The organism is Nocardia sp. NPDC050793, from assembly GCF_040654065.1.
Taxonomy (GTDB): Bacteria; Actinomycetota; Actinomycetes; order Mycobacteriales; family Mycobacteriaceae; genus Nocardia.
Genome location: NZ_JBFAHG010000005.1, coordinates 268659 through 293422 on the forward strand (window position 1 = coordinate 268659; position 24764 = coordinate 293422).

General features: G+C 65.3%; 24 protein-coding genes. 8 read left to right on the plus strand and 16 right to left on the minus strand.

Annotated elements, in window-relative coordinates:
• Positions 1-487: 487 nt before the first annotated feature.
• Positions 488-967 (plus strand): hypothetical protein, encoded by a 480-nt coding sequence (locus AB0H50_RS19295; RefSeq protein ID WP_357455305.1) that lies wholly within the window; start codon positions 488-490, stop codon positions 965-967.
• On the opposite strand, the gene AB0H50_RS19300 is transcribed toward AB0H50_RS19295, so the two are convergent.
• The 3 genes from AB0H50_RS19300 to AB0H50_RS19310 form a co-directional block, all read right to left on the minus strand.
• Complete coding sequence (locus AB0H50_RS19300; RefSeq protein ID WP_357454141.1) at positions 960-2732, minus strand: SDR family oxidoreductase; 1773 nt, start codon at positions 2730-2732, stop codon at positions 960-962. The genes AB0H50_RS19295 and AB0H50_RS19300 overlap by 8 nt on opposite strands.
• A 37-nt stretch (positions 2733-2769) precedes the next feature.
• Complete coding sequence (locus AB0H50_RS19305) at positions 2770-3801, minus strand: PDR/VanB family oxidoreductase (protein ID WP_357455308.1); 1032 nt, start codon at positions 3799-3801, stop codon at positions 2770-2772.
• Between the two features lie 71 nt (positions 3802-3872).
• The gene (locus tag AB0H50_RS19310; protein ID WP_357454144.1) at positions 3873-4775 is read right to left on the minus strand and encodes a metal-dependent hydrolase; all 903 of its coding nucleotides are present in this window, start codon (positions 4773-4775) and stop codon (positions 3873-3875) included.
• 275 nt (positions 4776-5050) lie between these two features.
• On the opposite strand from AB0H50_RS19310, the gene AB0H50_RS19315 reads away from it, so the two are divergent.
• Positions 5051-6448, plus strand: coding sequence for a wax ester/triacylglycerol synthase family O-acyltransferase (locus AB0H50_RS19315; protein ID WP_357454146.1), 1398 nt, complete (start codon positions 5051-5053; stop codon positions 6446-6448).
• A 110-nt stretch (positions 6449-6558) separates the two neighbouring features.
• Here AB0H50_RS19315 and AB0H50_RS19320 read toward each other — a convergent pair whose 3' ends face one another.
• The gene (locus AB0H50_RS19320) at positions 6559-7452 is read right to left on the minus strand and encodes an alpha/beta hydrolase (RefSeq protein ID WP_357454149.1); all 894 of its coding nucleotides are present in this window, start codon (positions 7450-7452) and stop codon (positions 6559-6561) included.
• 177 nt (positions 7453-7629) lie between these two features.
• Here AB0H50_RS19320 and AB0H50_RS19325 point away from each other — a divergent pair, with 177 nt between their 5' ends.
• On the plus strand, positions 7630-8370 hold the full coding sequence (locus AB0H50_RS19325) for a glucose 1-dehydrogenase (RefSeq protein WP_357454152.1): 741 nt from the start codon (positions 7630-7632) through the stop codon (positions 8368-8370).
• Between the two features lie 148 nt (positions 8371-8518).
• Here the strand turns inward: AB0H50_RS19325 and AB0H50_RS19330 are convergent, their stop codons facing one another.
• Positions 8519-9148: a LysE/ArgO family amino acid transporter gene (locus AB0H50_RS19330; RefSeq protein ID WP_357454155.1), complete on the minus strand. Its 630-nt coding sequence runs from the start codon at positions 9146-9148 to the stop codon at positions 8519-8521.
• Between the two features lie 68 nt (positions 9149-9216).
• On the opposite strand from AB0H50_RS19330, the gene AB0H50_RS19335 reads away from it, so the two are divergent.
• On the plus strand, positions 9217-10101 hold the full coding sequence (locus tag AB0H50_RS19335) for a LysR family transcriptional regulator ArgP (protein ID WP_357454158.1): 885 nt from the start codon (positions 9217-9219) through the stop codon (positions 10099-10101).
• A 107-nt stretch (positions 10102-10208) separates the two neighbouring features.
• Here AB0H50_RS19335 and AB0H50_RS19340 read toward each other — a convergent pair whose 3' ends face one another.
• The 4 genes from AB0H50_RS19340 to AB0H50_RS19355 all read right to left on the minus strand — a co-directional run bounded on the left by AB0H50_RS19340 (position 10209) and on the right by AB0H50_RS19355 (position 13151).
• A complete protein-coding gene (locus AB0H50_RS19340) occupies positions 10209-10676 on the minus strand; it encodes a DUF4442 domain-containing protein (protein ID WP_357454161.1) in 468 nt (155 codons plus the stop codon).
• 335 nt (positions 10677-11011) lie between these two features.
• On the minus strand, positions 11012-11323 hold the full coding sequence (locus AB0H50_RS19345; protein ID WP_357454164.1) for a pyrimidine/purine nucleoside phosphorylase: 312 nt from the start codon (positions 11321-11323) through the stop codon (positions 11012-11014).
• Positions 11324-11493: 170 nt separating this feature from the next.
• Positions 11494-12669, minus strand: coding sequence for a serine hydrolase domain-containing protein (locus tag AB0H50_RS19350; RefSeq protein WP_357454167.1), 1176 nt, complete (start codon positions 12667-12669; stop codon positions 11494-11496).
• Positions 12670-12803: 134 nt separating this feature from the next.
• Entirely contained in the window at positions 12804-13151 is a 348-nt protein-coding gene (locus AB0H50_RS19355) for a helix-turn-helix domain-containing protein (protein ID WP_357454170.1), read from the minus strand.
• A gap of 68 nt (positions 13152-13219) precedes the next feature.
• Here AB0H50_RS19355 and AB0H50_RS19360 point away from each other — a divergent pair, with 68 nt between their 5' ends.
• Both AB0H50_RS19360 and AB0H50_RS19365 read left to right on the plus strand, forming a co-directional pair.
• Entirely contained in the window at positions 13220-14038 is an 819-nt protein-coding gene (locus tag AB0H50_RS19360) for an SDR family oxidoreductase (protein WP_357454174.1), read from the plus strand.
• 416 nt (positions 14039-14454) lie between these two features.
• Positions 14455-16008 (plus strand): acyl-CoA carboxylase subunit beta, encoded by a 1554-nt coding sequence (locus tag AB0H50_RS19365; protein ID WP_357454177.1) that lies wholly within the window; start codon positions 14455-14457, stop codon positions 16006-16008.
• A 1173-nt stretch (positions 16009-17181) separates the two neighbouring features.
• Here the strand turns inward: AB0H50_RS19365 and AB0H50_RS19370 are convergent.
• From AB0H50_RS19370 to AB0H50_RS19390, 5 genes are all read right to left on the minus strand, one after another.
• Complete coding sequence (locus AB0H50_RS19370) at positions 17182-17535, minus strand: DUF6086 family protein (RefSeq protein ID WP_357454180.1); 354 nt, start codon at positions 17533-17535, stop codon at positions 17182-17184.
• On the minus strand, positions 17535-18956 hold the full coding sequence (locus AB0H50_RS19375; RefSeq protein ID WP_357454183.1) for a hypothetical protein: 1422 nt from the start codon (positions 18954-18956) through the stop codon (positions 17535-17537). Before AB0H50_RS19375 ends, AB0H50_RS19370 begins: the two co-directional genes overlap by 1 nt.
• 5 nt (positions 18957-18961) lie before the next feature.
• On the minus strand, positions 18962-19264 hold the full coding sequence (locus AB0H50_RS19380) for a WXG100 family type VII secretion target (RefSeq protein ID WP_357454186.1): 303 nt from the start codon (positions 19262-19264) through the stop codon (positions 18962-18964).
• A complete protein-coding gene (locus tag AB0H50_RS19385) occupies positions 19264-19602 on the minus strand; it encodes a WXG100 family type VII secretion target (protein ID WP_357454189.1) in 339 nt (112 codons plus the stop codon). The genes AB0H50_RS19380 and AB0H50_RS19385 overlap by 1 nt, the downstream gene beginning before the upstream one ends.
• Before the next feature lie 497 nt (positions 19603-20099).
• A complete protein-coding gene (locus AB0H50_RS19390; RefSeq protein WP_357454192.1) occupies positions 20100-20381 on the minus strand; it encodes a hypothetical protein in 282 nt (93 codons plus the stop codon).
• Between the two features lie 288 nt (positions 20382-20669).
• Between AB0H50_RS19390 and AB0H50_RS19395 the strand changes: the two genes are divergently transcribed.
• Together AB0H50_RS19395 and AB0H50_RS19400 are read left to right on the plus strand one after the other, a co-directional pair.
• Positions 20670-21287 (plus strand): hypothetical protein, encoded by a 618-nt coding sequence (locus tag AB0H50_RS19395; protein WP_357454195.1) that lies wholly within the window; start codon positions 20670-20672, stop codon positions 21285-21287.
• Between the two features lie 268 nt (positions 21288-21555).
• Entirely contained in the window at positions 21556-22428 is an 873-nt protein-coding gene (locus tag AB0H50_RS19400; RefSeq protein WP_357454197.1) for a hypothetical protein, read from the plus strand.
• On the opposite strand, the gene AB0H50_RS19405 is transcribed toward AB0H50_RS19400, so the two are convergent.
• Together AB0H50_RS19405 and AB0H50_RS19410 are read right to left on the minus strand one after the other, a co-directional pair.
• On the minus strand, positions 22425-22901 hold the full coding sequence (locus AB0H50_RS19405) for a DUF488 domain-containing protein (RefSeq protein WP_357454200.1): 477 nt from the start codon (positions 22899-22901) through the stop codon (positions 22425-22427). The genes AB0H50_RS19400 and AB0H50_RS19405 overlap by 4 nt on opposite strands.
• Positions 22902-23379: 478 nt before the next feature.
• Positions 23380-24390 (minus strand): DUF3644 domain-containing protein, encoded by a 1011-nt coding sequence (locus AB0H50_RS19410; RefSeq protein ID WP_357454203.1) that lies wholly within the window; start codon positions 24388-24390, stop codon positions 23380-23382.
• Positions 24391-24764: the final 374 nt, after the last annotated feature.

Genomic DNA, 24764 nt, shown 5'->3' on the forward strand with positions numbered 1-24764 from the left:
AGGTCAAGCGCCGGGAGCGAGATCACTCGAGCGCGCGGGAGGGCATGACGCCGCGGTTCAGGAACCCCCGCCGCAACTACTGCCTCCACCGCAACTGCTACCACCGCCGCCACAGCTACTGCTGCCCCCTCCGCCACAGCTGCTGCTACCCCCGCCGCACCCGCTGCCGCCGCCGCTGCCGCCCGAACAGCCGCTCCCCGAGTCCCCGGCGCCGCACCCGCTGCCGTGGCTGCGGTGTCCCATCCCGGCGCCGCCCGCGAACCAGGGACCCTGGCCGTGATTCGGCGGCCACCCGGGGTGCCGCGGCGTGCTGGCCGCCTTGACCAAACCCACCACGAGCGCCACGACAGCACACACGAACAGCAGGGTCAGGATGAGAGTCAGGACGATGAGCGCAGCCGCCATGACGGAATGGTAGCGGCGCGCCGCCGTACAGTGAATCGTGCAGTTCTTCCGTTCCCGACAGCGCCTCCGCCGCCAGGCGGACCTGCGCGACGTCGAGCAGGCCGTGGCCGCGCTGGAACTTTCCGAGGCCGTCTTCAAGACGTGCCCGTGGCAGCCGCGCGAGCTGGTGGAGACCGGGCTGCGCCAGTGGCTGCGCTGCTGCGGCGCGGCGATGCGCGACGGCCAGGTCATCGGCATGCCCTCGCACGCGGTGGACGAGGCCTGGCACGGCCTGATTCTGTGCACCGAGCGGTACGCCGCGTTCTGCACGGCCGCTTACGGCCGCTTCCTGCACCACTATCCGGACGAGGACGCGCCGCGTGAACCCGCCGCGCACGGCTCGATGGCCGAGCAGCTGGGCCGCACGGTGGTGGCGTGGTCGATGGTCGCGCGACCGGACGAGACCTGCGTGCTGTGGGATCTCGACAGCAAGGTCGGGGTCGACCACCCGTGGGGCATCGACGCCCGGCGCGTCGCGGCGATCGAGGCCGAACTGCACCGGGCGTCGACGGACCCTAGGTGAGCTTCACCCGCGCCGCGAGGAACCGCACCACCGCGGGAGCGAAGCGGTTGAACTGGTACTGCAACCGCGCCTCCGGGGTGACCGGCACGATGCTGCGGTCGCGCCGGACGGCCCGCACGATCTGATCAGCGACCTTGTCCGGCGTGTAGCGGCGCATCCGGTACAGGTTGTCGTACTTGGCCTGCTTACGCTTCTCCTCCTCGGCGCTGACGCCCGAAAAGGTCGTGGTGGCAACGATATTGGTGTGCACGATGCCCGGGCATATGGTGTGCACCGAGATACCGCGGCCCGCCAGCTCGGCGCGCAGGCAGTCGGAGAACATGAACACCGCCGACTTGCTGGTCGAGTACGCGCTGAACCCCTGCTGCGGGCTGAAGGCGGCCATGCTGGACAGATTGACGATGTGCCCGCCGAGGCCCCGCTCGGCCATGGCGGCGCCGAAGGCGCGGCAGCCGTTCACCACGCCGCCGAGGTTGATCCGCAGTACGCGATCGAACTCCGCCGAGGGCGTGTCGAAGAACCCGCCCGCCTGGCCGATGCCCGCGTTGTTGACCAGGATGTCGGGCACGCCGTGCGCGGCGATCACCTCGGCCGCGTGCGCGGTCACCGCGGCCTCGTCCGAGACGTCGAGCCGATAGGCGTGCGCCACACCGCTTTCCGCGGCGATCAGCTCCGCGGTCTGCTTCGCCGCGTCCAGATTGATGTCGGAGAGCACGATTTCGGCGCCGAGCCGGGCGAACGCCAGCGCGGTCTCGCGGCCGATGCCGCTGCCGCCGCCGGTGATCACCACCAGCTGGTCGTCGAACTCCTTTCGGGTCCCGTCGGTTTCGGCGCGGCGCAAACCCCGGGGCGCCGCACCGCCGTCGAGGGTGTCGATCAGCTCCGTGGTGGCGGTGGCAAGCAGTTCGGGATGCGAGAACGGCATCCAGTGCCCGGCGGGCACATCGCGCCGCCAGAGCCGCGAGACCCACTTTCGCTCGTCGTCGAAACCCGCGGGGCGCACCGCCACGTCGCGTCCGGCGACGATCAGTTGAACCGGCACCTCGGTGTGCCGATCGCGCGGAGCGAGCATCCGCTGCACGATATTCGCGCGGTAGATGAGCAGACCGTCGACGATGTCGCGCCGGAAGGTCGGAGCTAGGGTGACCGTCGACGTCGGCGTGTCGTTCATCAGGGAAACCGCACGCCGCCAACGCTCTTCGGTGCCGAACGCGCCGAAGGCGGCCCGCGGCAGTCCGGGCGACATGAAGAAGGCCATGTACGCCGAGGACAGCAGCTGGGTGAACGGCTGCCACACGTTGCGCGGTGTCGGCCGGGACAACCTGGCGCGCACCCACTTTCCGATGTGATCGAGATTCGGGCCGGACACGGAGGTGAACGACGCGATCCGAGCGGCGCCGCGCGGGTCGCAGACCGCCTCCCACACCTGGATCGAACCCCAGTCGTGTGCGAGCACGTGCACCGGCGCGTCCGGGCTCACCGCGTCGGCGACGGCGAAGAAGTCGTCGGCGAGCGCGTCCAGCCGGAAGTCGGCGGTGCGCCGGGTGCGAGTGGACCGGCCGTGCCCGCGGGTGTCGTAGATGACGACATGGAACCGCCGCGCCAGCAGCGGCACCACGGCGTTCCAGAGGTGGTGGGTGTCCGGCCAGCCGTGCACGAGCACCACGGTCGGGGCCGCCGGATCGCCGTATTCGTAGACAGCGAGCTCGAATTCACCGTTCCGTACGATCCGTTCGATCGCTTCCGAGTCGATATCCGTCGTCATCGATCATCTCCTTGTTCTCCTGGTCGGAGGGGTCCCGCTACAGGTCGAGCACGAGACGCCCACCGTCACAGCGCGATACGCAGGCCAGCATGTCGCCGTCCGCGCGTTCGTCCTCGGTGAGCACAGTGTCGCGATGGTCCGGATCGCCGGCCAGTACGCGCACCTTGCAGGTCCGGCAGAAGCCCTGCCGACACGAATATGGTTGATTCGGACGGGATTTCAAGAGGGTGGCCAGCGCCGACTCGTCGGCGGGCACCTGGAGCACCTCCCCGGTGGAGGCGAGCTGGATCTCGAACGGCCGCCCGTTCACGACGGGCGGCGGCGAGAAGCGCTCGGAATGCAGTTCCACGCCGCGCATCCGGCGCACCGCGCCCGCGACGGTTTCGGTCATCGGCACCGGGCCGCAGCAGTAAACCGCGGTGCCCGTGGTGACGCCGGGCAGCAGCGCGGCCGCGTCCGGCAGTCCGTGTTCGTCGTCGGTGCGCACGGTGACGCGGTCGCCGAACGTCTCGATCTCATCGAGGAACGGGATGGTCTCGCGGCTGCGGCCGACGTAGACCATGGACCAGTCGAGGCCGAGCCGCACCGCCAGCCGCGCCATCGGCAGGATCGGGGTGATTCCGATGCCACCCGCTACGAAATGCAGGTGCACCGAGGGCGAGCCGTAACCGGGCACCGCGAACGGGAAGGCGTTGCGCGGACCACGCACCACGATCGGCGTGCCGACCGGCAGAGCGTCGTGCACCTCCACCGAACCGCCGCCACCCTCCGGGATGCGGCGCACCGCGACCCGATACGCGCGGGTGTCGGCCGGGTCGCCGCACAGCGAGTACTGCCGCAGCTTGCCGGAAGGCAACTCCAGATCAAGGTGCGCGCCAGGCCGCCACGCGGGCAGTTCACGCCCGTCCGGCGACTCGAGCCGCAGACTCACCACGTCCTGGTCGTGCGCTTCGACCCGGCGCTCGGTGACGACGAGCGCAAGCCTCCGGTCGTCGACCTTCGGTCGCAGATCCCGCCGGTTGACCAGCGTGGCCCAGCGCAACCGGGCCGAGGCGACCGCGTCGAACACCCGCACCGCCCGGTCCCGATCGCGCTTGCCGAACAGATCGGCGGGCAGTTGCTCGGGGACGGCCCGCGGGCTCACGAGGCGACCGCGCGCGCCGCGGGCGACGTCGCCAGGTACGCCACCGCCTGCGCGGTGGAGCCGACCGTCTCCGGGTTGTAGCCGGGCTCGAACGTGGACAGCGCACTCCACAGCAGCGAGGGTACGCCGGGCAGGGAGCCGCGCCACATGGCTCCGAAAACACGCTTGATCAGCCGCGGGTAGCCCAGATCGGGCAGCGCGGGGTCCTGCTGGACCATGAACTTGGTGCCGCGAACCACCAGCGAGATGAAGATCGGGAACACCAGCACCATCAGCGCCGACCTGCGGACGTATCCCGCGCCGAAATACACCGCCACGTCGTGGGCGACATGCCGGTGCTCCACTTCCTCCGCACCGTGCCAGCGGAACAGGTCGGCCACCCGTGGATCCGCGCCGAACTTCTCCAGGTCGGCGTTGAGCACCCAGTCGCCGAGAAAGGCGAAGAAGTGCTCGAGGCAGGCGATGAACGCCAGCCGCTCGACCATGATCTGGCGCTGCGCGATGCCCTCGGCGCCCTTGGCCCCGAGCGTCTTGCGGAACAGGTATTCGGCCTGCCGCACATAGGGCGTCGGGTCGATGCCATTGGCCGCGAGCACCTCGTGCAGCACTTTGTCGTGAGTCTCGGCGTGCATCGATTCCTGGCCGATGAAACCGAGCATCGCCTCGCGGAGCTTCTCGTCTTTGACGTAGGGCAGCGCCTCGGCATACGCGGCGCAGAACATGCGCTCGCCTTCGGGGAGCAGCAGGTTCAGCGAATTGATCAGATGCGAGGCGATCGGCTCGTCCGGCATCCAGTGCAGCGGAGTGCCTGCCCAGTCGAACTGGACATTGCGTGCGTGGAGGGCCACCTCGCCCGGGTCGGTGTCCGAGCGCTGGTGAGCCCTGCGAAGTAGCTTCATCGGTACTCCTCGATCCTCATACATGCACCTCAGCGGCAAATCGGCACGGCGGCGCGCCGGTTCCTGCGCTGGTGTAGAAATGATCATACACATATATGCAACTAGCGGTAACATACATGCGCGTCACCGAACGGGCTCGAGAGCGCTACAACGGGCTATCGCCGGGCATTCGTCCGATGAATTTCGTTATCCAAGTTGACAATAGAGTTCGCCACTGTGACCGATCTCCCGCCGTTCCGGCCCGAAATTAGAACACGTTCTAGTAGTCTTTCGCTATGGAACGTTTAACCGGATTGGACGCCAGTTTCCTCTATCTCGAGACCGGGACACAGCATTTGCATGTGTGCGCGCTGCTCATCCTCGACCCGACGGCGGACGGCGTGCGGTACTCCTTCGACTCCTTCAAGGCCGAGCTGGGCCGCCGGGTGCCCTTGATTCCACAGATGCGGCGGCGGTTGCACGAGGTGCCGTTCAACCTGGACCATCCGGTCTGGGTGGAGGACCCCGACTTCGATCTCGACTACCACATCCGCCGCATCGGCATCCCGAGTCCGGGCGGCAGGAGCGAACTGGCCGAACTGGTCGGCGACATCGCCAGCAGGCCGATGGACCGCGACCGGCCGCTGTGGCAGATGAATGTCGTCGAAGGCATCGACGGCGACAAGGTCGCGGTGATCTGCAAGTACCACCACGCCGCCGTGGACGGCATCACCGGCACGAACATGATGATGCATCTGTGCGACATGGAACCGGGCATGACGCGACCGGAGCCGACCGAGGAATGGCGGCCCGAGTCCGCGCCGAACGACTGGAAACTCTTGGCGGAGGCGGCCGTTCGGCTGCCCGGCAAGGCGGGCATCGTCGGCATGCTGCCCAAGACCGTGGGCATGCTTGCCGGTTTCGCGCAGCGACGGCGAAACAACCAGGCGGGCATGGCGATTCCGCTCACCGCGCCGCGCACCCCGTTCAACAAGGCCATCACACCGCATCGCACGATCGCCTTCGCCGAGGCGGATCTGGCCGCCATCAAGGAGATCAAGACAGCGTTCGACGTGAAGGTCAACGACGTGGTGCTGACCGTCGTCGGCGGCGTACTGCGCGCCTATCTCGACAAGCACGACGAGCTGCCCGATCGCTCGCTCATCGCTTCGGTGCCGGTCTCGGTACACGAATCATCCAGGCACAAGGCCGGAATCAACAAGGTCTCCTCGCTGTTCTCCGAACTCGGCACCGACATCGCCGACCCGGTCGAGCGGCTGCGCACGGTGGCCGCGGCGAACCGCAACGCCAAGGACGAACACGACCTCATCGGCGCCGACTTCCTCCAGGACTGGTCGCAGTACGCCCCGCCCAACACTTTTCAGCTCGCCGCGCGGGTCTACTCGTCGCTGAAGCTGGCCGAGCACCATCCGGTGGTGCACAACCTCGTCGTCTCGAACGTGCCGGGACCGCCGATGCCGCTGTACTTCCTCGGCGTGAAGGTGAACGCGATGTATCCGTTCGGGCCGGTCTTCCACGGGGCCGGACTCACCGTCACGGTGCTGTCCAACAACGGCGATCTGGACTTCGGGTTCATCGCCTGCAAAGAGCTCGTGCCCGATCTCGCTGCGATGGCCGATGCGGTGCCTGGCATCATCGACGAATTGCTTTCCGCGGCACGCGAAGCGCAGTGATGACGAATTGCACACTGCGGCAGGCGGATCGATACCTGCTCAGGTGATCCGGTGCCGCCCTGTTCGCCACCGGAGTCGAACAGGGTGCTCCCGCTATAGGTTTCGCGGCTTCAACGTCGCGAGGCTACCGACGCGCAGCCGTCCAGCAGTGCGGGAACGAAGCGCTCCGCGCCGAAGACGCAGCCCGTATGTCCCGTACCGGCCAGGTGGATGGTCGCGCTGGGAATCATGGTCGCCATCTCCAGCTGCCGATACACCGGAATCGCCCGATCGCGGGTCGTGATGACCACCGCCGTCGGCGCCGTGATCGTGTCGAGCCAAGCGGACGAGTCGAAGCGACCGACCTCCGCGATCACCTGGGCCAGCGCCCAAGCGCTCGTGCTGCGGAATTCACCGAGTGCCCACTTCTCGAAGCCACCCGGCGGCCACGAATGTTCCGGCAGCTCGGACAGTTTGGTCGCGAATCTCTCGATGCGCCGCAGCGAATACGGTCCGATGGCGTCGGCGAACGCACCGAACGCCTGGTGAAATGCCTGCTCGCGCCACTTCTCCCGGAACCGGTACGGCGTCGCGCACAGCACCAGCCCGCCGACACGGTCCGGGTGCCGGTGCGCGGCGGTCAACGTGACGACGCCGCCGAGCGAATAGCCCGCGCAGATCGGGCGCTCGACCCGCATGGCATCGGCGACCGCGATGACGTCGTCGGCGCAGTCGTCCACCGAGAAGCGCGGGGATCGGATGCCGCGGCCGTGCCAGCGCTGGTCGAACAGGATCACCCGGTACCGCTCGGCGAGTGCTTCCAGCGCGGGAAACCAGGTGAGGCAGGCGGTGCTCGCGGTGCCGTGCAGCAGGATCAGGGTTTCCGCGCCCTGGGGGCCCGGCATGTCGACGACGTAGGTGCGTCCCCGGCCGGGCAGGTCGACCAGTCGGCCGCCTGGCACCTCCGCGATGTCGGGGACGCCCGCGTGCCGGATCAAGCGTCGGACCCGGTCGGGATTCACCATCCTCGGTCTCCTCCGGACGAGCCAATATTGAAACACGTTCTATTCGATGATGCCATACGGTTGACACCGGTCGTTGCTGTGCCATCGACTCTTCGGGGTGCAAATACCCGGACGTTATGTAACGTGTTCACGTCGGCTTCCGCCGGCAACTGTTCCGCGACGGACGGAGGTATCGCGATGGGGCGACTTACCGGCAAGGTGGCGTTGATCAGCGGCGGAGCTCGCGGCATGGGCGCCGCACACGCCAAGAAGTTCGTGGCCGAGGACGCGCACGTCGTGCTCGGCGACATCCTCGACGACGAGGGCATGGCGCTGGCCGAGGAACTCGGCGGCCACGCCGCCTACGTGCACCTCGACGTACGAGAAAAGGCCGACTGGCAGGCTGCCGCCGCCGAAGCCGTGCAGCGGTTCGGCGCGCTGAACGTTCTGGTGAACAATGCCGGGATCGTCAACGGGAACCTGCTGATGGATTTCGCGCTCGAGGAGTGGCAGCGCATTATCGACATCAACCTGACCGGAACCTTCCTCGGCATGCAGGCGGCGACCCCCGCGATGATCGAGGCGGGCGGCGGCTCGATCGTCAACATCTCCTCCGTGGAGGGCATGCGTGGCAGCCCCGGCCTGCACGGGTACACCGCGACCAAGTTCGCCGTCCGAGGGCTCACGAAATCGACCGCGCTCGAGCTGGCGCAGTACGGGATTCGGGTGAATTCGGTGCATCCTGGTCTCATCAGCACGCCGATGACCGAGGGGATTCCGGCGGATTTCCTGCAGATTCCACTGGGGCGGGCGGCGGATCCGGAAGAGGTGTCGAATTTGGTGACGTATCTGGCGAGTGATGAGTCGTCGTATTCGACGGGGGCCGAGTTCGTCATCGACGGCGGGCTGACGGTAGGGGTGCCGCACAAGACGTTCTAGAGGTCTGGCCAGTCGGTCGCGGCTGATTGCTCACAGCCCTTTCACACGCTTCGCAGAGGCTTTGACCTCTGCGAGGCGTTGAAACGGTCTGCGAAGGCTTGCGTGGCCTGCAGCGTGAGCGCGATCGTGGGGCCGACGGGCTCGGTCGTCAGCCGGCGAGCAGCAGACTTCCCGCTAGCGCGAACATCACCAGCGCGATCGCCGAATCCAGTACCCGCCAGGCCGTCGGGCGCGCGAAGAGCGGACCGAGGAGGCGGGCGCCGAAACCGAGCCCGACGAACCACAGGATGCTGGCCAGCATCGCGCCCGCGCCGAGGAACCAGCGGTCGGGCGGGGCGTAGGTGTTGGCGAAGGAGCCGAGCAGCAGGACCGTGTCCAGGTAGACGTGCGGGTTCAGCCAAGTCAGTGCGAGGCAGGTGAGGATTGTCGCGCCGAGTGCCACCGACGCACCCGCGCCGTCGGCGGTGAGTGTGCCGCCGGACAGCGCGCGCCGCGCGGCGAGCACGCCGTAGCCGATGAGAAACGCCGCACCCGCGTAGCGCACCGCCGTCACCACCGAGGGCAGTGATTCCACCAGCGCCCCGAAGCCGGCGATGCCCGCGGCGATCAGCACGATGTCCGACAGCGCGCACACCGCGACCACCGCGGCGACATGCTGACCGCGCACGCCTTGACGCAGCACGAAGGCGTTCTGCGCGCCGATCGCGACGATCAGCGACAGCCCGAAGCCCAAACCGGAGAGTGCGGCGAAGCCCGCCGAGGAAACCGTCACGTGCATCGACGCTAAGGCCGGGCCATCTAGTCAGACAAGCTAAAGATTCTGAAGCATCATTAGACTTTCTTAACATGGATCTGCAGTTCGAACAGCTCAGGGCGCTCAACGCGGCGGTCACCGAAGGAACCTTCGAAGCCGCGGCCCGCAGTCTCCGGGTCACCCCGTCGGCGGTCAGCCAGCGCATCAAGGCGCTCGAGGACGCCGCGGGTCGCATTCTGCTGCAACGCACGAAACCGGTGCGCGCCACCGAATCCGGGCTCGCCGTGCTGCGCCTCGCCCGCCAGATCGACCTGCTCACCGGAGACACCGCTCGCGAACTCGGCGACGCCGACCACCCGGTCGATCGCCCGATCCGTCTCCCCATCGCGGTCAACGCCGACTCACTGGAGACCTGGGTCATGCCGGCCCTCAGCGAGGCGCCGCCCGGCGTGTGCTTCGAAATCCATCGCGAAGACGAGGAACACACCACCGCACTGTTACGCGACGGCACCGTCATGGCAGCCATCACCGCCACCGCGAAGCCGGTGCAGGGCTGCAAAGTCGACAAGCTCGGCGCCATGCGATACCGCCCGATGGCCAGCCCGGCGTTCGCCCGCAGCTGGTTCGCCGACGGGCCCACCGCCAAGGCTTACGCCGCCGCACCCGTCGTCCTGTTCGACCGCAAGGACGACCTGCAGGACCGTCATCTCCGTCGCCGAACTCGGCAGCCGATCGATCCGCCCCGTCACTACGTCCCCTCGTCCACCGCCTTCGGCACCGCCGTTCGCCTCGGTCTCGGCTGGGGCATGATGCCCGATTTGCAGACCGCCGACGACCCGGTGGCGAGTTTGGTTCCGATAGACGGGGATTCGTCTATCGACGTGCCGCTGTACTGGCAGCAGTGGAAGTTGCACTCCCCCGCGTTGAGCGCGATTGCGGAGGCAATTGCAGAGGCGGCGGCAGCGGCGCTGCGGTGAGTTGCCGGGCGTGCTGAGCCGATCCTGGCCCGCGGTATGGCAAGCTGCTCGGCGCGCGGCGGAACGTCACGATGCGGGCTCCACAGTCAGCCGCGCGCTGCGGTGAGCTACCGAGAGTGCTTGCGCACGTATAGTTCCTGGCTCGTGCGAGCGACCAGCTCGCCATCGGCGCTGACGAGATCGGCGGAATGGTTGGTGCGAGAGACGCCGTCCACCTCGAGGTTTCCGCGGATCTTCGCCATGTCCTCCGGCGGCATCAGCATCGTCACGCGCACCAGCCCACGGCCCGGGCGGACGAAATCCGTTGTGGCCGTGGTGTTCCAGACCCGATGTCCGTCACCCAGCTGCCACAGGGCCATCAGACCGAAGAACGGGTCGGTCATCATGGACAGGATGCCGCCGAACGCCACGCCTGCGTGGTTCTTGTTCCAACCGCTCACCTTGTGCCGCACGGTGATGCTGGACCAGTCGTCGGCCACGTGCTCGATGCGGATGCCACCCATCAGGAAAACCGGGTAAGCGTTCGTCATGAGCCGGAACTGCCCGGCCGACAACTTCCGCAGAGTATTCGCCATGACCATGGGTCCCCCTCGGCTGTTCGATACCGATCGAGACAGTACCCACACCCCAGGGCCGCGTAAACCTCTTGCGGCACACCGGCTTTTGCTCCGAGCCGCAGGGAGGATGGAATCGACGGGAGAGAAATGGTGGTCCCAACCGGGGGCTGAACCACCATTCGACTACGGTCGGGACCATTTCTCTATCGACGGTAGTCGAATGGTGGTTTGCGGCGGTTCGGGCGCCGCTGACTCACCGTGCCCGTTGCCGAGGACACGGGCTTCCCTACCACCGTCGGCTCGATTGCTCGCGCGGATGTTCAGCGTCAGGCGCTGCGGCCGCCCTCTAGAGCTCAGCCGAAGTGGCAGACGTAGTGCACCGTGTCGAAAACCTCGATCTGGAACGAGCTGTCGCCGGGCACGCTGAACGACTCGCCGCCCTTGTAGGTGACGGCCTCGGTCGCACCGGCGAGGGTGACCTTGCACTCCCCCTCGATGAGTTCCATGGTCTCCGGCGCGCCGGTGGTGAAGGTCAGAGTCGAGGGCAGGATGACGCCCACCGACTTGGCGGTGCCGTCGGCCAGCTCGATGCTGTGGCTGACGCATTTCCCGTCGAAGTAGACGTTGGCCTTCTTCGTGACGCTGACGTTCTCGAACTGCGACATGGTCTCTTTCCCGTGCTGAAGTGGAGCCGTCAGCCTACTGCAGTGGCGCGGCGGCGCCCGCGCCTACCTGGGAGAACCCGAGCCGCCAGGCCGGTCGTTGCACGCTCGCTCTCCCGGCTCAGCCAACCGCGTCCTCGGTCCACGGCGCGGGATCACGGGGGTGCGGATCGTCACCCGATAGGCCACCATGTACCGACCGCAGGCATTCCGGAGCCGGCGGGGCCGCACAGCGCCGTGAACAGCAGCCGCATCACGGCTACGGCGAAGGCGCCGCTCAGCGGGTCCGGAGCTCCTTCGGTGACCGATACCGTCACGCGCGCGCGGCCGTCGTCGGTGCCGTACATCTTGGAGGTATAGCCGGGCATGCGGCCGTCGTGCCCCTGCGCGACGCACTCGGGACGGAACGCGTACTGCGCCATCCCCAGGCCGTAACCCACGATGGACTCCACCGGGTGAAAATCGCGCATCGCGGCGACCAGGGCGGGCGGAAGGAGCCGACCTCCCTGCAGCGCCGCCAGGAAGACATCGAGATCTTGTGTGGTGGAGATGATTTCGCCGGAAGCGCTGACAAAGGATGGATTCAAGCGAGTGACGTCCACGAGCGTCGCATCCTCGCCAGGGGACGCCAGGTACCCATGGGCGTGGGGCCCGAGGATCTCCCTGCCGGTGCCGGGCAGCTCGGTACGCCACATGCCGAGCGGCGCGACGATTCGCAGGTACACCTGCCACGCATACGGGGTTCCGGTGAGTCTCTCGATGAGCAGTCCCGCCAGCACGTAGTTCGTATTCGAATACGCCCAGCTCGTGCCGGGCTCGAATTTCAACGGTTTTGCCGCCACGAATCGCACCGTGTCCGCGGGGAGGTAAGTGCGTTCGAGATCGTCGACCAGCCCCGGTTCGTATGACCCGTCCGGGTTCAGCTCCGTCGTATGGGTGCGCAGGCCGCTGGTGTGCTGCAGGATCATCCGCACGGTGATGCGCGGATCCAGTCCGAACTCGGGTAGATACCGATGCACCGGATCGTCGAGCTGGAACCTGCCCTCGGCGACCAGCTGCAACACTACGGTCGCGATGAACGTCTTCGTGATGCTGCCGACCCGGAACCGTCCGTCCGTCGGAACACCCTCGGTACGGCCCCTTTCCGCGACGCCGGCACTGCTTGTCCAGTCACCCGATTCGTCGTGGATTCGAATCTGGACACCGGTCGCACCGGCCGCGATGACCTCCTGCATCGCCTGCCGCACCGCGCCTCGATCGGTACCGGGCGCGGCAGCGGCGCTCGTCGCGACCGAGCCGGTCAGCGCGACGACGGCAACAATGGCCGCAGCACATCCTCGTATTCTCAATGTCCCCCCTCGACGTACACCGCTTCGACGAGAATACCGATATAGCAATGTGGTTCGCGTTCGAGTGCCTGCGCCCCGTGCCGCGCCAGGGTCGCTGTTCGCGGGCGATCGGCGGCGCTACACCACCCGCCCGCTCAGTCGACCACCTCAGGGAACGACGACGCCCACCGCCGCGACCACTCCCACACCGGACGCAGCGACTCGCCGAGTTCCCTTCCGGCCGTGGTCAACTCGTACGACTTGTCGGGCTTCTTGACGATCAACCCCGCGGCCTGAAGGTGCTGCAACCGCACCGACAGCATGCTCGACGAACACTGCCCCATGCGGCGCCGCAGTTCGAGAAAGCCCAGCGTGCCGGGCTCCAGCTCCCACACGATGCGCAGCATCCACCGCTGGCCGAGCAGTTCCATGGCGGCCAGCATCGGTTCGTTCGCGGGGTCGGCCTCGCCCCGCGACGGCTTCGCACCGCTTGCGCTTCTCATTTCGAACTACCATAGTGATTCTGATTTAGAAGCAACGGAGCGGGCGGTGGTCCGCGGAGGAAAGGAACGTGGTGCACGAACGGGACAGCTCGACCGACCGGCGAATCGCCCTCATCACCGGCGCCTCCCGCGGCATCGGCGCCGACGCCGCCCGCATCCTGGCGGCTCGCGGCGACCACGTGATCGTCAACTATCGCGAGAAGCGCCGCCGCGCCCAGACCATCGCCGACGAGATCGCGGCAATCGGCGGAAGCGCATCGATCGCGGGCGCGGACGTCTCCGACGAAGCCGCTGCCCGCACCATGATCACCGACATCGCCGAGCGCTTCGGCCGTCTGGATGTCTTGGTGCTCAACGCATCCGGCGGCCTCGAGCGCGACGCGGCACCGGACTACGCCATGTCCATCAACCGCGACGCGCAACTACGCCTGACCCGGCTTGCCTTGGCGCTCATGCCATCCGGGTCCCGCATCGTCTTCGTCACCAGCCACCAGGCCCACTTCCACGGCCGCAAACCCGTCCCCGCCGACTACGAACCCATCGCCGCCAGCAAACGCGCAGGCGAGGACGCCCTCCGCGCCCTCATCCCCGAACTCGCCACCCGCGGCATCACCCTCACCGTCGTCTCGGGCGACATGATCGACGGCACCATCATCGTCCGCCTCCTCGAACGCCGAGATCCCCACGCCGTCACCACCCGCCGCGACCACGGTCCTCTTCCCACCATCGAAGAATTCGCCACCGCCATCGCCGACGCCACCACGGCCCCAACCGAATCCGGCCACACCGTCTACATCGGCGGACAGGATTACCTGGCGATGCCCGAGCCGACCGGCCGCGGCGACCAGCAGTTCGGCAACGACCGGGGGCGGATGCTTCGCGATTAAGCTCTTCCGCCGCAATCAGCTGACGCTGGCACGGCTCGGTCTGTGCCTCGACGATCCACACCCGCAGCGTTTGTCGACCTGCCCGGATCCGCGCATCTCGCCTTGCCCGAAGGGCGTCGCGCTCGGTTGTCAGTGGCCACTAGCCGACCGATGGACGGGCTCATGGGGGCGGCATTGGTTGGCCTCCTGAGCTGGGAGAGGTTGGCCTGAGGGTGGCGGACTGCCGCCGCTCAGGCGACTCTCCCGAGGTGGCCAGCGATAACCGCTGACTGTGTTCGACCTTGTTGGGTGGGAGGTGATGTGTGCCCGGCCTCGACTGTGATTTATCCCGTATCTCCGGTTCAATGACGCGTTCGGCGTCGATACCGCTTAACGTCGCGACGGCACAACAGTTGGTTTGGAAGGTGGCAGCGAGCGTGGCAGGTACTCAGGCGAAGATCGATGAACTGGTCAAGATCCTGACGATCGCTGAGGAACCGGCGGGTGAGGCCGGCGTCGCCAAGCGGGAGAAGAAGGGCGTTCCGAGCGTTCGCCAGCGTGTGGACATGCTGCTCGACCGCGGGACGTTCATCGAGACCGGTGCGTTGGCTCGTCAGCCCGGCCAACCGGATGCTCTCTACGGTGACGGGCTGGTCACTGGTCGCGGGCTGATCGGGGCCCGTCCGGTCGTCGTGATCGCCCACGATCAGACCGTGTACGGCGGGTCGGTCGGTATCACGTCCGCCCGCAAGTTCATGCGGGCGCTGCAACTCGCGTTCGACAACGCGTGCCCGGTGGTGACGATCAATGATTCCGGCGGTGCGCGAATCCAGGACGCGGTGGGTTCGATCGCTTCGTTCGGTGATATTTCCCGGGTGTTGGAGAAACTGTCCGGGTATGTGCCGCAGGTGTCGATCATTCTCGGCAAGTGCGCCGCGGGTTCGGTGTACGGGCCGATCAACACCGACGTGCTCATCGGCACCAAGGATTCCTACATGTTCGTCACCGGGCCGGAGGTGATCAAAGCCGTCAACGGTGAGGACATCACCGCCGAGGAGCTCGGCGGCGCCAAGGTACAGGCCGAACGCGGCACCCTGCATCACGTCGCCGACACCGAGCAGGAAGCCTATGACTGGGCCCGCAACTACCTGAGCTACATGCCGACGAGCTGCCTGGAGCAACCGCCGATCGTGAATCCCGGACTGGAGCCGGAGATCACCGCTTCCGATCGGGAGCTCGACAAGATCATCCCGGATTCCGATCGCTCCGGTTACGACATGCACGAGATCCTGCTCCGGATCTTCGACGACGGTGAGTTCCACGAGGTCCGCGAGGCGTTCGCCCCGAATCTGATCACCGGGTTCGCCAGGGTCGACGGATATCCGGTCGGCGTGATCGCCAACCAGCCGTTGGTGCTGGGTGGTTCCATCGACGCCGCCTGCTCGGACAAGTCGACCTACTTCATCCGGCTCTGCGACGCGTTCAACATCCCGCTGGTGTTCGTCGCCGACACCCCGGGCGTGCTGCCGGGGCTCGAGCAGGAAGCCAATGGTGTGATCATCCGCGGCGGCCGGGTTCCGCGCGCGATCATCGAGGCGACGGTCCCGATCATCAACCTGGTCGTACGCAAGTCCTACGGTGGCGCCTACGGCATGATGGCGGCCCGGCAGGTGGGTGCCGATATCAGTTTCGCCTGGCCGACGGCCCGGATCGCGGTGATCGGCGCCGACAGCGCGGTCGACCTCATCGGCAGGCGGCAATTGGCGGCGGTGCCGGAGGAGCATCGGGCAGCGGCGCGCGAGTTCATGGTCAACCAGTACAACGAGACGATCGCCACCCCGTGGATCGCGGCCGAGCGCGGCTACATCGACGCGGTCATCGAACCGGCGACCACCCGTCTGGAGATCCGGCGCGCGCTGCGCCTGTTGCGCGACAAGCCGCCGGTCAAGCCGGAGTTCAACCCGCGCAAACACCCGGTGTACCCGATGTGATCTTCCCGGACCACTCATCGGTCCGGGCAGTGACAGGATGATCCATCGTGGCTATGGATTCCGCCGTTTGCATTCAACAGGTTTCGGTCCCCGTGCCGCGCACGACCGCGGGCGGGAATGGGCAGGGCGCCCGCCGCTGAGCAAGCACAAGTCAGTGGCGGGTAGCCGGATTCCCTTGGGGCTGTACGGGATCAGCGGGCATGGTGGCAGCGGGTCATCCAGTCGGAGATGAGCATGGCCTGTCCGCCACGACGCCATCGACCGCAACCCGGTCCGCAATATTCGGTTCGGAGTCGGCGCTGTGCGACGGCGACGGACAGGTCGCGGGTTCTGGCGACTTTCTGGCCGCTTTTCGCGGTCTGGAAACGAATCCGGCCCCTGACCATGTACGCTAAGCGCTGGTCAGGGGCCGTTCTCGGCTCCCCCATCTGGACTCGAACCAGAAACCTGCCGATAACAAGCTCCGGAAACGCACTGGTCACGCCAAGCATTGAAGGCATTGCGCGCTTACGGGGTCGAGTTGAAACGCACGAAACGCCCCGCGTACCCAGGAGGTTTCGCACAAGGAACCCCCAGGATCGACTCGAATCTTTGGCGAATATTTGGGCAGGGGTCGAATCCGAACGCGCGCCGATCACACCGAAACAATGGACGAGCGGCACGTGATCGACATCCGCACCCCCATACGGCCAGCCCGAGTGTGAGGCAGGCATGGGTGATCTTGCCGACGTTCCCGAACTTGGTGGGCACCAGGTGGATTGGTGGGCCTGCGGTGCGGATGACGGATACATCGGGTGGGCGGGTGCCGGTCCGGGTTGTGGCCGCGAGGCCACGTGCCGGTCAGTACTGAGCAGTTCAGGCCGGTGGTACTCGCCGTGGCCGCATCGCAGTTCGCGATGCGGCTGAGCGGACGCCTCGTAACGCGTGGATGGACCACAACGGACGGGTTCGAAGGCAGACGAACAGCGGCGACCATGGCATGCAAGTAGTGACTGGCCAGCTCCGCCGCGGTGAGCCGAGACCACCCCCGCGCGCCGACCGACCGCTGAATCGCCCCCGCAACGCGATAGCGCAAGACGGCTGTCGACCCGGGCCGCCTGACCGCTTCTCCACGAGCCGCCGCAGCACGCCCAGCAGCTTTCCGCAACGCGCGGGCGATCTGTGCGACCAGCACTATCTGGGCATACTGAGGCCATTCGCCCAGGAGATAAAAGCGCTTTCTTCATCAGACCTAGGGGTCAGTGGACGCTGGCAGTAGGTGAGGATATTAACCGCTGGGCCCAGCGTTGCGCCCAGCATCGCCTTGAAAGTGGCATTCTGGGACGAGGAGTACTCATTGAAGACGACCAACGTCGCGCGTTCAAAGACCTCGATATCTATCTCGTACATATCGCTGGCGATCGCTGTCAAGCCGGTTGCAGTACCCAACACTGAGCAAGTGTCGGTATGCATGCGTACGAACAGGTCGCCTACCCGCAACGACGGACTCCATACCGTCTGATCACCAACCTCGAATGCGTAGCTCATCATGCCCACTCTACTAGAATCTGGACGCCGGGATTTTCGGCACGCATCTTCTCAACTGCAGCCTCTACCTGCGCCCGGAAATTCGGATCGGCGCCAGGGGTCGTGAACCGGAGTCCGATGGGAGCCTGCTCATAGCCATCGATATACTGTCGAGCCTCGATGTAGGACCCCAACTTCTTTTCCACCTGTTTCGCAATCCATTTGTCAACATCGGCGGCATTCGTGGCCGACTTCTCCTCCCATAGGACTCCATTCTTGACCTCATCAATATCGGTGATTGTCTTGGACGTATCATTCGGATTGTCGATCTGTACTTCTCGATCCCCATCCTTCACATGATATTTTCCGTCGCTACCCAGGTGTGGTCGGCGTGGATCAGTGAACGTGACATCCGTTTTCGGGTCCGATGTAGTGAGGAGTATCGGTAGCTCGACAATGGTGGGCAGCCCGCCCGTCGTCAGAACAGCCACGGAAAAGGTGAAGCCGCCGAGCGCGGTGAGGAATGTGTTGGCAGGACCAGCCAAAGCTCCGGCAGCCTGGTTCAGGAAGTCAATCTCTTCTTGGCGATCGCTGGGTGTTTTTTGCCCATTCGGTGTCTTTTGCTTCGTTGGTGGCTCTTTTACCTGCACCATCGAACGCCCGATCTGAATGGCGGTGACGACCACCACCATGGTGAACTGGGTGTTCATGTCCGAGCGCATTGTCGTCAAAGCGACCTTGTGAGTGTCGACCGCGGCTGCGATGTCTTGGGCTGCGGTGAAGATGTCGCGGAGGCTGTGGGCGAGTGTACGAAGGTTGGCTACGTGGTTCGGAATGTCTTTCGGTGCGTTGGAACCGTAGCCACGCTCAAGCCCGGAGGCGACCGTCAGTAGTCGTGATGTGCCGTAGTAGACAGGGTCCGACTGGGCGAAGGTCTTCCATGCGGTTGCGGCGCGCGCCAGCTTGTCGGTGTCCCCGTCGGGGACTTCGCCGCCAGAGACAAGCGCGGTAACCTTGTCCTGCAGTTCGGTCCAGTCCGTCTCGAGTCCGCGACTGTAAGCCCCCGACGACGCGACACCAGTAACTATGCCCGCGCCGTAGGGTAGTTCCGAGGGGAAACCGCTGGGCAACGATGGTGGAGCACCCTTGTTGGGGTCGCGGTTGGCCTTGTACTCTCCACACTTCCAGTTGTAGCCAGACGCGGTCAATACGTCGCCGAAGTGCTGCAATGCCCGCGCGAAGCTGGTCGCCACCAGCGTCACTGCGGCGGCGCGGTCGTCGTAGGCTTTCGACCACGTCTTGACCGCCTGGTAGCCACCGGCCATCGCGCCGGTTTCCAAAAGGACGCCTTGCAGCGCGTTGTAGACGGTTTGGAATTTCTCCGAGAGGTCATAGCATTCTTTGGCCGCGCTCTCATAGGACTGCAGGGAGATCGAGCCCACCGAGCTCAGCCACCACTCATTCTCAAATTGATTTCCTCTGCCGCACTATAGGCGTCTCGGGCGGTGACGGCGGCGGTGTACATCTCAGTGATTCCTTCAACCACTGCGGCAGCTCCGATCGCCCATTCTCGGTAGGCTTCCTCCTGGGCGGTGGCAGCGGCTCCCTGCCAGTTATTTTGAATGGTGGCGATTCGACGGTTGAGTCCGTCGAGACTTTCGGTGAGGAACCCGACGAATCCATTGACGCGGGTCACGAGCTGGTCCAACTCGTCGATATCGAACGTGAAGTCCCGGAAGTCGTCGACCATTACAGGTTCAGTTTTGGCAGGTCCAGCGACGACAAGTTCGTGGCACTGGATATATCTTGGTCAGCGATGGCCTTGCTCGCCACGCCGAGAAGTTCGCCCATGGCCGCGAGTGCATCCAACACCGTGGCGGCACCATCCTTGGCGCCTGTCCAGCCGTCACCGAATGCGTCTGCGGCCGCACCTTTCCAATTATCAAGGACACTCGTGACCTCGCGGTCGAGCGAATTGAGTCCGTTGATCAGTGAGGTGGCGACTTGCTCGACGTAGACGCCCGCGTCGGTCACCTCGGCTGGAACAATCGCGAAATCTGTTCCCGGCGTATCCTGTTCGGTTGACACCCGTGCCCCCTCCTCACGACAACATCGCAAAGCCTAGCCACAACAGAGCCGAGGAGGCAACGGCGTCGATCTCGCGGCTCCTACAGTACGCCACGGGAAGGGCGATCCAACCAGCGGTCGGGCACAGCGCACCGATGTGCGCGGCCGATATTTTTGGGCCACCGAGCCGATACGCCGTCAAACCTGGAGTAGTGGCCGAGGACCCGAGAGGAAGACCTCATCGGGGCTCAGCCCAAGGCGAGATCTTTCGACTACCAGTCGACCAGAGCAGATTCCCAGGTCGCTTGCGTTCCCATCTTCGATGTGCCCCGCCGGGGCGCCAACCTGCGCATCATTTGCGCAGGTCAGGGCGATGCATGGAGAGACCAGTTATACGAACCTCACAAGAAACCCCAGGTCACGCGTCGCAGGTTCGCGCTAGGCACGCATGACACACCGACCACACTGCCATGACACGCCGATAACCAGATCGGCTGCCTGGCCAGCACCGTCCGGATTCAGCTCACACCGTCGCCATCTCCATGATCGCGGAGCCGGACCAACAGCTCGGCAATCGCCTTGGCCTGCACCGCAGCGAGGCGCTCTCCTTCCGCGCCGTCGACGTGGCGAACATCTAACGACGCCGAGAAGCCACCGCGCACACCAGGTCGCTCGCCCAGACAATCACGACGGGCATCCTGGCCTTCCGCACTTGTGGCACCAGCCAACCCCTCACTCGGCGATATCTCCAACCCCGATGCCGTCGAGTCGGCGGGATCGCCCTGTTCCTCGCCAGCCATACCGACGATTATCGGCGATCCATGCACCGAGCGAGGGCAACTACGCGACCATTCTCGCCGACAAGCTCACACAACGCGGTCGACTACCCACATTTCGCAACGGCAGCCGACGACCGTCGTGAACCTGGCTCCATGCGAGTACCCGAACTCGAAGCTGTGCTGAATGCCTGGAGTGGACCAGGCTTTCGACGCTCGCAGCCGTCCACCGAAGGCCCTACGATCAACGGAACGGGTCGCGTGCCACTTCGCCTGTGGCGGGCGAACCATGGACGCGCGAGGGAGCCCGCTGTGGAGAACATCGACATCGAAACCCTGCGCGCGGCATTCCGGAGCACCGTCGGTGACGAGGCAGATCCGGTGCTATTTGCCGCAGCAGCGATCGCTCAACGGGCGTGGCGCAACTCCGAGGTCGAGCTCGCTCACGCCGGTGACGGACTCAACCGGATCAGCGGCGAGATGTTCGCGGCGAACGTCGTGATGTTTCGGATCGTGCGTGATCATCTGCGCATGGCCGGGAGTGAGTGGTCAGAGCTGGAATCGGAATTGATTCGGGTAGACAGAATGATCGCTGGCCGCACGGTCGCCGACCTCCTCGGCACCCTCCACGAGCCCTGGACCCACACCGTCACAAGCGTGTTCGACACCTGTTCGCAGATAGAAGGCCAGCACGGACGCGGCTACTTGATCGCGATGAACGCTGCGCTGGCGTTGGTAAACGTCCGTGACACGGCCTGGGGGATGCCGCGATGGCCCGCCGTCGTCGAGGCTTTCATCAACGACCTCGACAGTACGCCACCGGTGAACGCCGAGGATCTCCGTCGCGGGTTGCTGACGGCTCCTGACACGCTTGGAGGGAAGGTTCTCCAGTGGTGCATCGACAAAGGAATCGGATTCATCTCTCCCTGAGACCCGCGGGACTCCCACATCTTCGGCGCAGCAGACCCGCGCACCGCAACGTTCATGTTGCAGGCCAGCGGATTCGGCGACGAGTCGCTGAACTCGGCGATCTCGTTGGCTAGGTTTCCTGCGCGAGATAGATTGCGCGTGACCTCGCAACCTTCGATGGATGTGAACTGCTGTAGCCCAGCAAGCCCAGCAATAGTCCCGGAACGCCGCGAGTGCAGTGATCCGCACCACCGATTTCAGCGTCAATGCTCGATGAGCATTACTCTGGTTGAGCGAGGACAGCCATCGGCCGGATTCGGGGGGTTCAATGGGCATCAGGTCACCGCGCGCGGGCGACGTGACAGCAACGGTGATGATCACGGTCAAGACCTACCCGAATCCCAGCGACACCTATGGCGAGACCGTCTGTGTCGCGGGGGTGCGGCTCGATCGCGGGCGGCCGGAGTGGATCCGGCTGTATCCGGTCAAGTTTCGTAACGAGGACTTCGACAAGCGGTTCAGGAAGTACGAAATCCTACGGTTGAACGGAACATACGAGACGAGGAACGACAATCGGCCCGAATCGTTCCGTCCACGGCAGGACGAGTTGGAACACGTCGACCAACTGGGCACTCGGGGTAACTGGCAGCAGCGACGGATGAACCTCGACGGCCTTCTCGGTGCCACCACGATGTGCGAGCTCCTCGAAGCCAACCCTGCGGGCGGTATGGGCACCCCCTCACCGTCGCTCGGACTGATCAAACCCACCAACGTTCAGGTGAGCGTAGTCGCCGGGGACCCGTGGAGCGCAGCGGAACAGGCCAAGGTCGAGGCAGCATCCGCGCCGGATCTGTTCGGTACTTCGCTCAAACCGCTAGAACCGGCTCCCTACGCAGTGCGCTACAAGTACCGCTGCCAGTCACCGACCTGCGGCGGCCATGATCAGAAAGTGCTCGACTGGGAGACCGGGCAGGCTGGTCGGCGGTGGCTCCGAGACAACGGTGACCGCCGGGCGCGAGAGATGCTGATCGCGAAATGGGGTGACGAGATGCTGTCTCCCGACCGCGACGTCCACTTCTATGTCGGCAATCAGAATATGCGCCGCCGGTCGTTCTCCGTCCTGGGCGTCTGGTATCCGAAGACCGAGTTTGCCTTGTTCTAGACGTGCACCACCGCAGCGTTAGGCCGGGCCTCCAGGAGTCGATGCACAACGATCTCTCGGTGGCACTCGGCATGATCATGCTCGAAGCACAGCAACGCCACTACCCCACCGTCGAGAAGCTCCGTCACATGCGCGAGCGCGTCGGTCGCGGCGGCGGTGTCGAGCACATCACGGTACCGGGCACGCGACTCCGGCTCACCGGCACGGAACCCCTCCCGGTTGCTCTTCGGATTGCCGAGTGCACGATGGTGAACGTAGGCGATGCCCACTGCGGCAAGCGCCTCAGCCAACCTCGTTTTCGACAATCCAGGCTTGCGACTCAGCGGAGTCAGACGTACATCCACGAGCACCTGCACGTCCTGTGCGATGAGCTGGGCAACGAGATCCGCGGCGGTCTTGCCCTCGTAGCCGATGCTGACCAGTGTTGCTCCTCCGGCGGCATCGTGCTCGTCGGCGGTATCAGAGGCTCCCATGGCTACCTATCGTGCACCAAACACCGCAACACGACGTTGCGGGACCCGCAAAAGGCCGCGACCCATCGAGCATTTGTCGACCGCTGCCCGCTCGCCCGAGCACGATCACTACTACAGGGTGTAATCGCGGTAGCCGTGGGTGCCGCGTGGAGCGACGTGCACCTTGAGGATCAACCCGGTCAGCCACTGGCACCTCAGCTGGGCGGGTGTGGTCTGGAGCCGGTTGTGTTTGTAGGAGGTCCGGCGGGTGATCCCAAGGATTCGGCAGCATCGGTCCACAGCTGCACCGGCAACCACGAGAGCGTCGATTACCGGGTAGCGCCGTTTGGGCGCGGCTTGCCCTCACCGAGGAACTTCGCGGCCTGGCGATCCAGGCCTGGGCTAAAACCGCTTGACACATTCCGGAACGGCACAGCAGGAGGCGGGGCGCATCCGGGCCGTATCCGACCGACGAAGTTGCTCATTCGCGCAGATCTGGCTACTCATCCTTCGCGTCTCGCGTCTGCTGATACTGCCGGTATTCCGCTCGGAGCTTGTCGAACCGTTCGTCGGAGATCGAACTCAGATAACTGACCGCGTCGCCGGACCAGACGTGGGTCGCGGCATTGCTGTGTTTCCACGCGTACCGTCGGTTGTCGCGCAGCGATTCCTTCCAGCAGACCACCAGGAGGTCATGGCCGTTCAGTGCACGGCCCGACCGCTTACCGTTTACTCGCCGCATCAGCTCGGTCGCGCTGAACGGATGCGTTTGATTCGGGTCGGTCTTCTGGATCGCGATCTGGCCGTCGGCGGTCGTAGACACTGCGACGACGAGATCAGCGCTGGTCATCTTCTTCTGAGACTGTAGGTGGATGTCGTAGACCACCGCCAACCGTCCCATGTCCGCGCCACCGGCCTCCGCGTCATCCATGAGCTTGCGCAGTTCGTTGATGAAGTCCTCGACCTCGGCGACCATCGTCGAGCTCTTGTCCGCCCTCATGAACTGCACGGCGTCGGCCGGCGCGGTCGCCCCGAGCGGCAGCAGTTGCCTGGTCATCGAATCGGCCAGGTCCTTCTTGAACTTCGCCAGCACAAAATCGCGGTAATTGAGAACGTTCTGTTGCAGGAACGGGTGAATCAGCGCACCCAGACCCTGTGCGTTGTACAGGTGAATCGCGCGGTCCCGGTACTCCGTGAGCGCCTTGATGTTGACCATCGTCGCGGTGCCGTCGACTCCATCCGGCCATAGGTTCTGTGCGTTCATCCGCCCGAGCGCGTCATCAATCGAAACCGACAGGTACCGCTGTCCCGGCTTCTTGGGGTAGAAGATCGACTGCCTCTGCTGCCGCAGCGCCGCCTTCAGGGCGAGTTCCCACGCGTTGACCACGAGCATCACGGTCACCTCGTCGCGGTAGGTCATTCGCGGCTTGTTGTAGACCTCAATGGCCGCAAGCATCGCGGCAAGTGAGTTGTCAGCCAGCCGGTTGATCGAGACATAGGGCGCTCCCACGTCATCCTCCGATTTCCTCGAGAAGAGACTACCGTCGGCCTGCATAGACGAGCGCATTACTTTGCCGTACTGATGTCGGTCGGCTCTGGATCGCTCAGCGTCCAAACGCCCTGCGCACGGTGTAGCCACCATCGGTGTCCTCGGCACCGTACGCGACCGAATGGCTCGCACCCAGATCAACGCCCACCACTTGCTGATGACTGTGAAGAGTCACCGACCCCGGTACACGCAAGCTGGTATCGGCTGGCCGAGCTGGTCGACGGCTGCACCGATCTCGCCGAGACGCTGATACAGCGAGCGGCCCGGCCGCCCGCGGTCAGCATCGTTTCATCCGCGCCTCCGGACCGATCCAGCGAAGTCCCGGACGGCGGGAA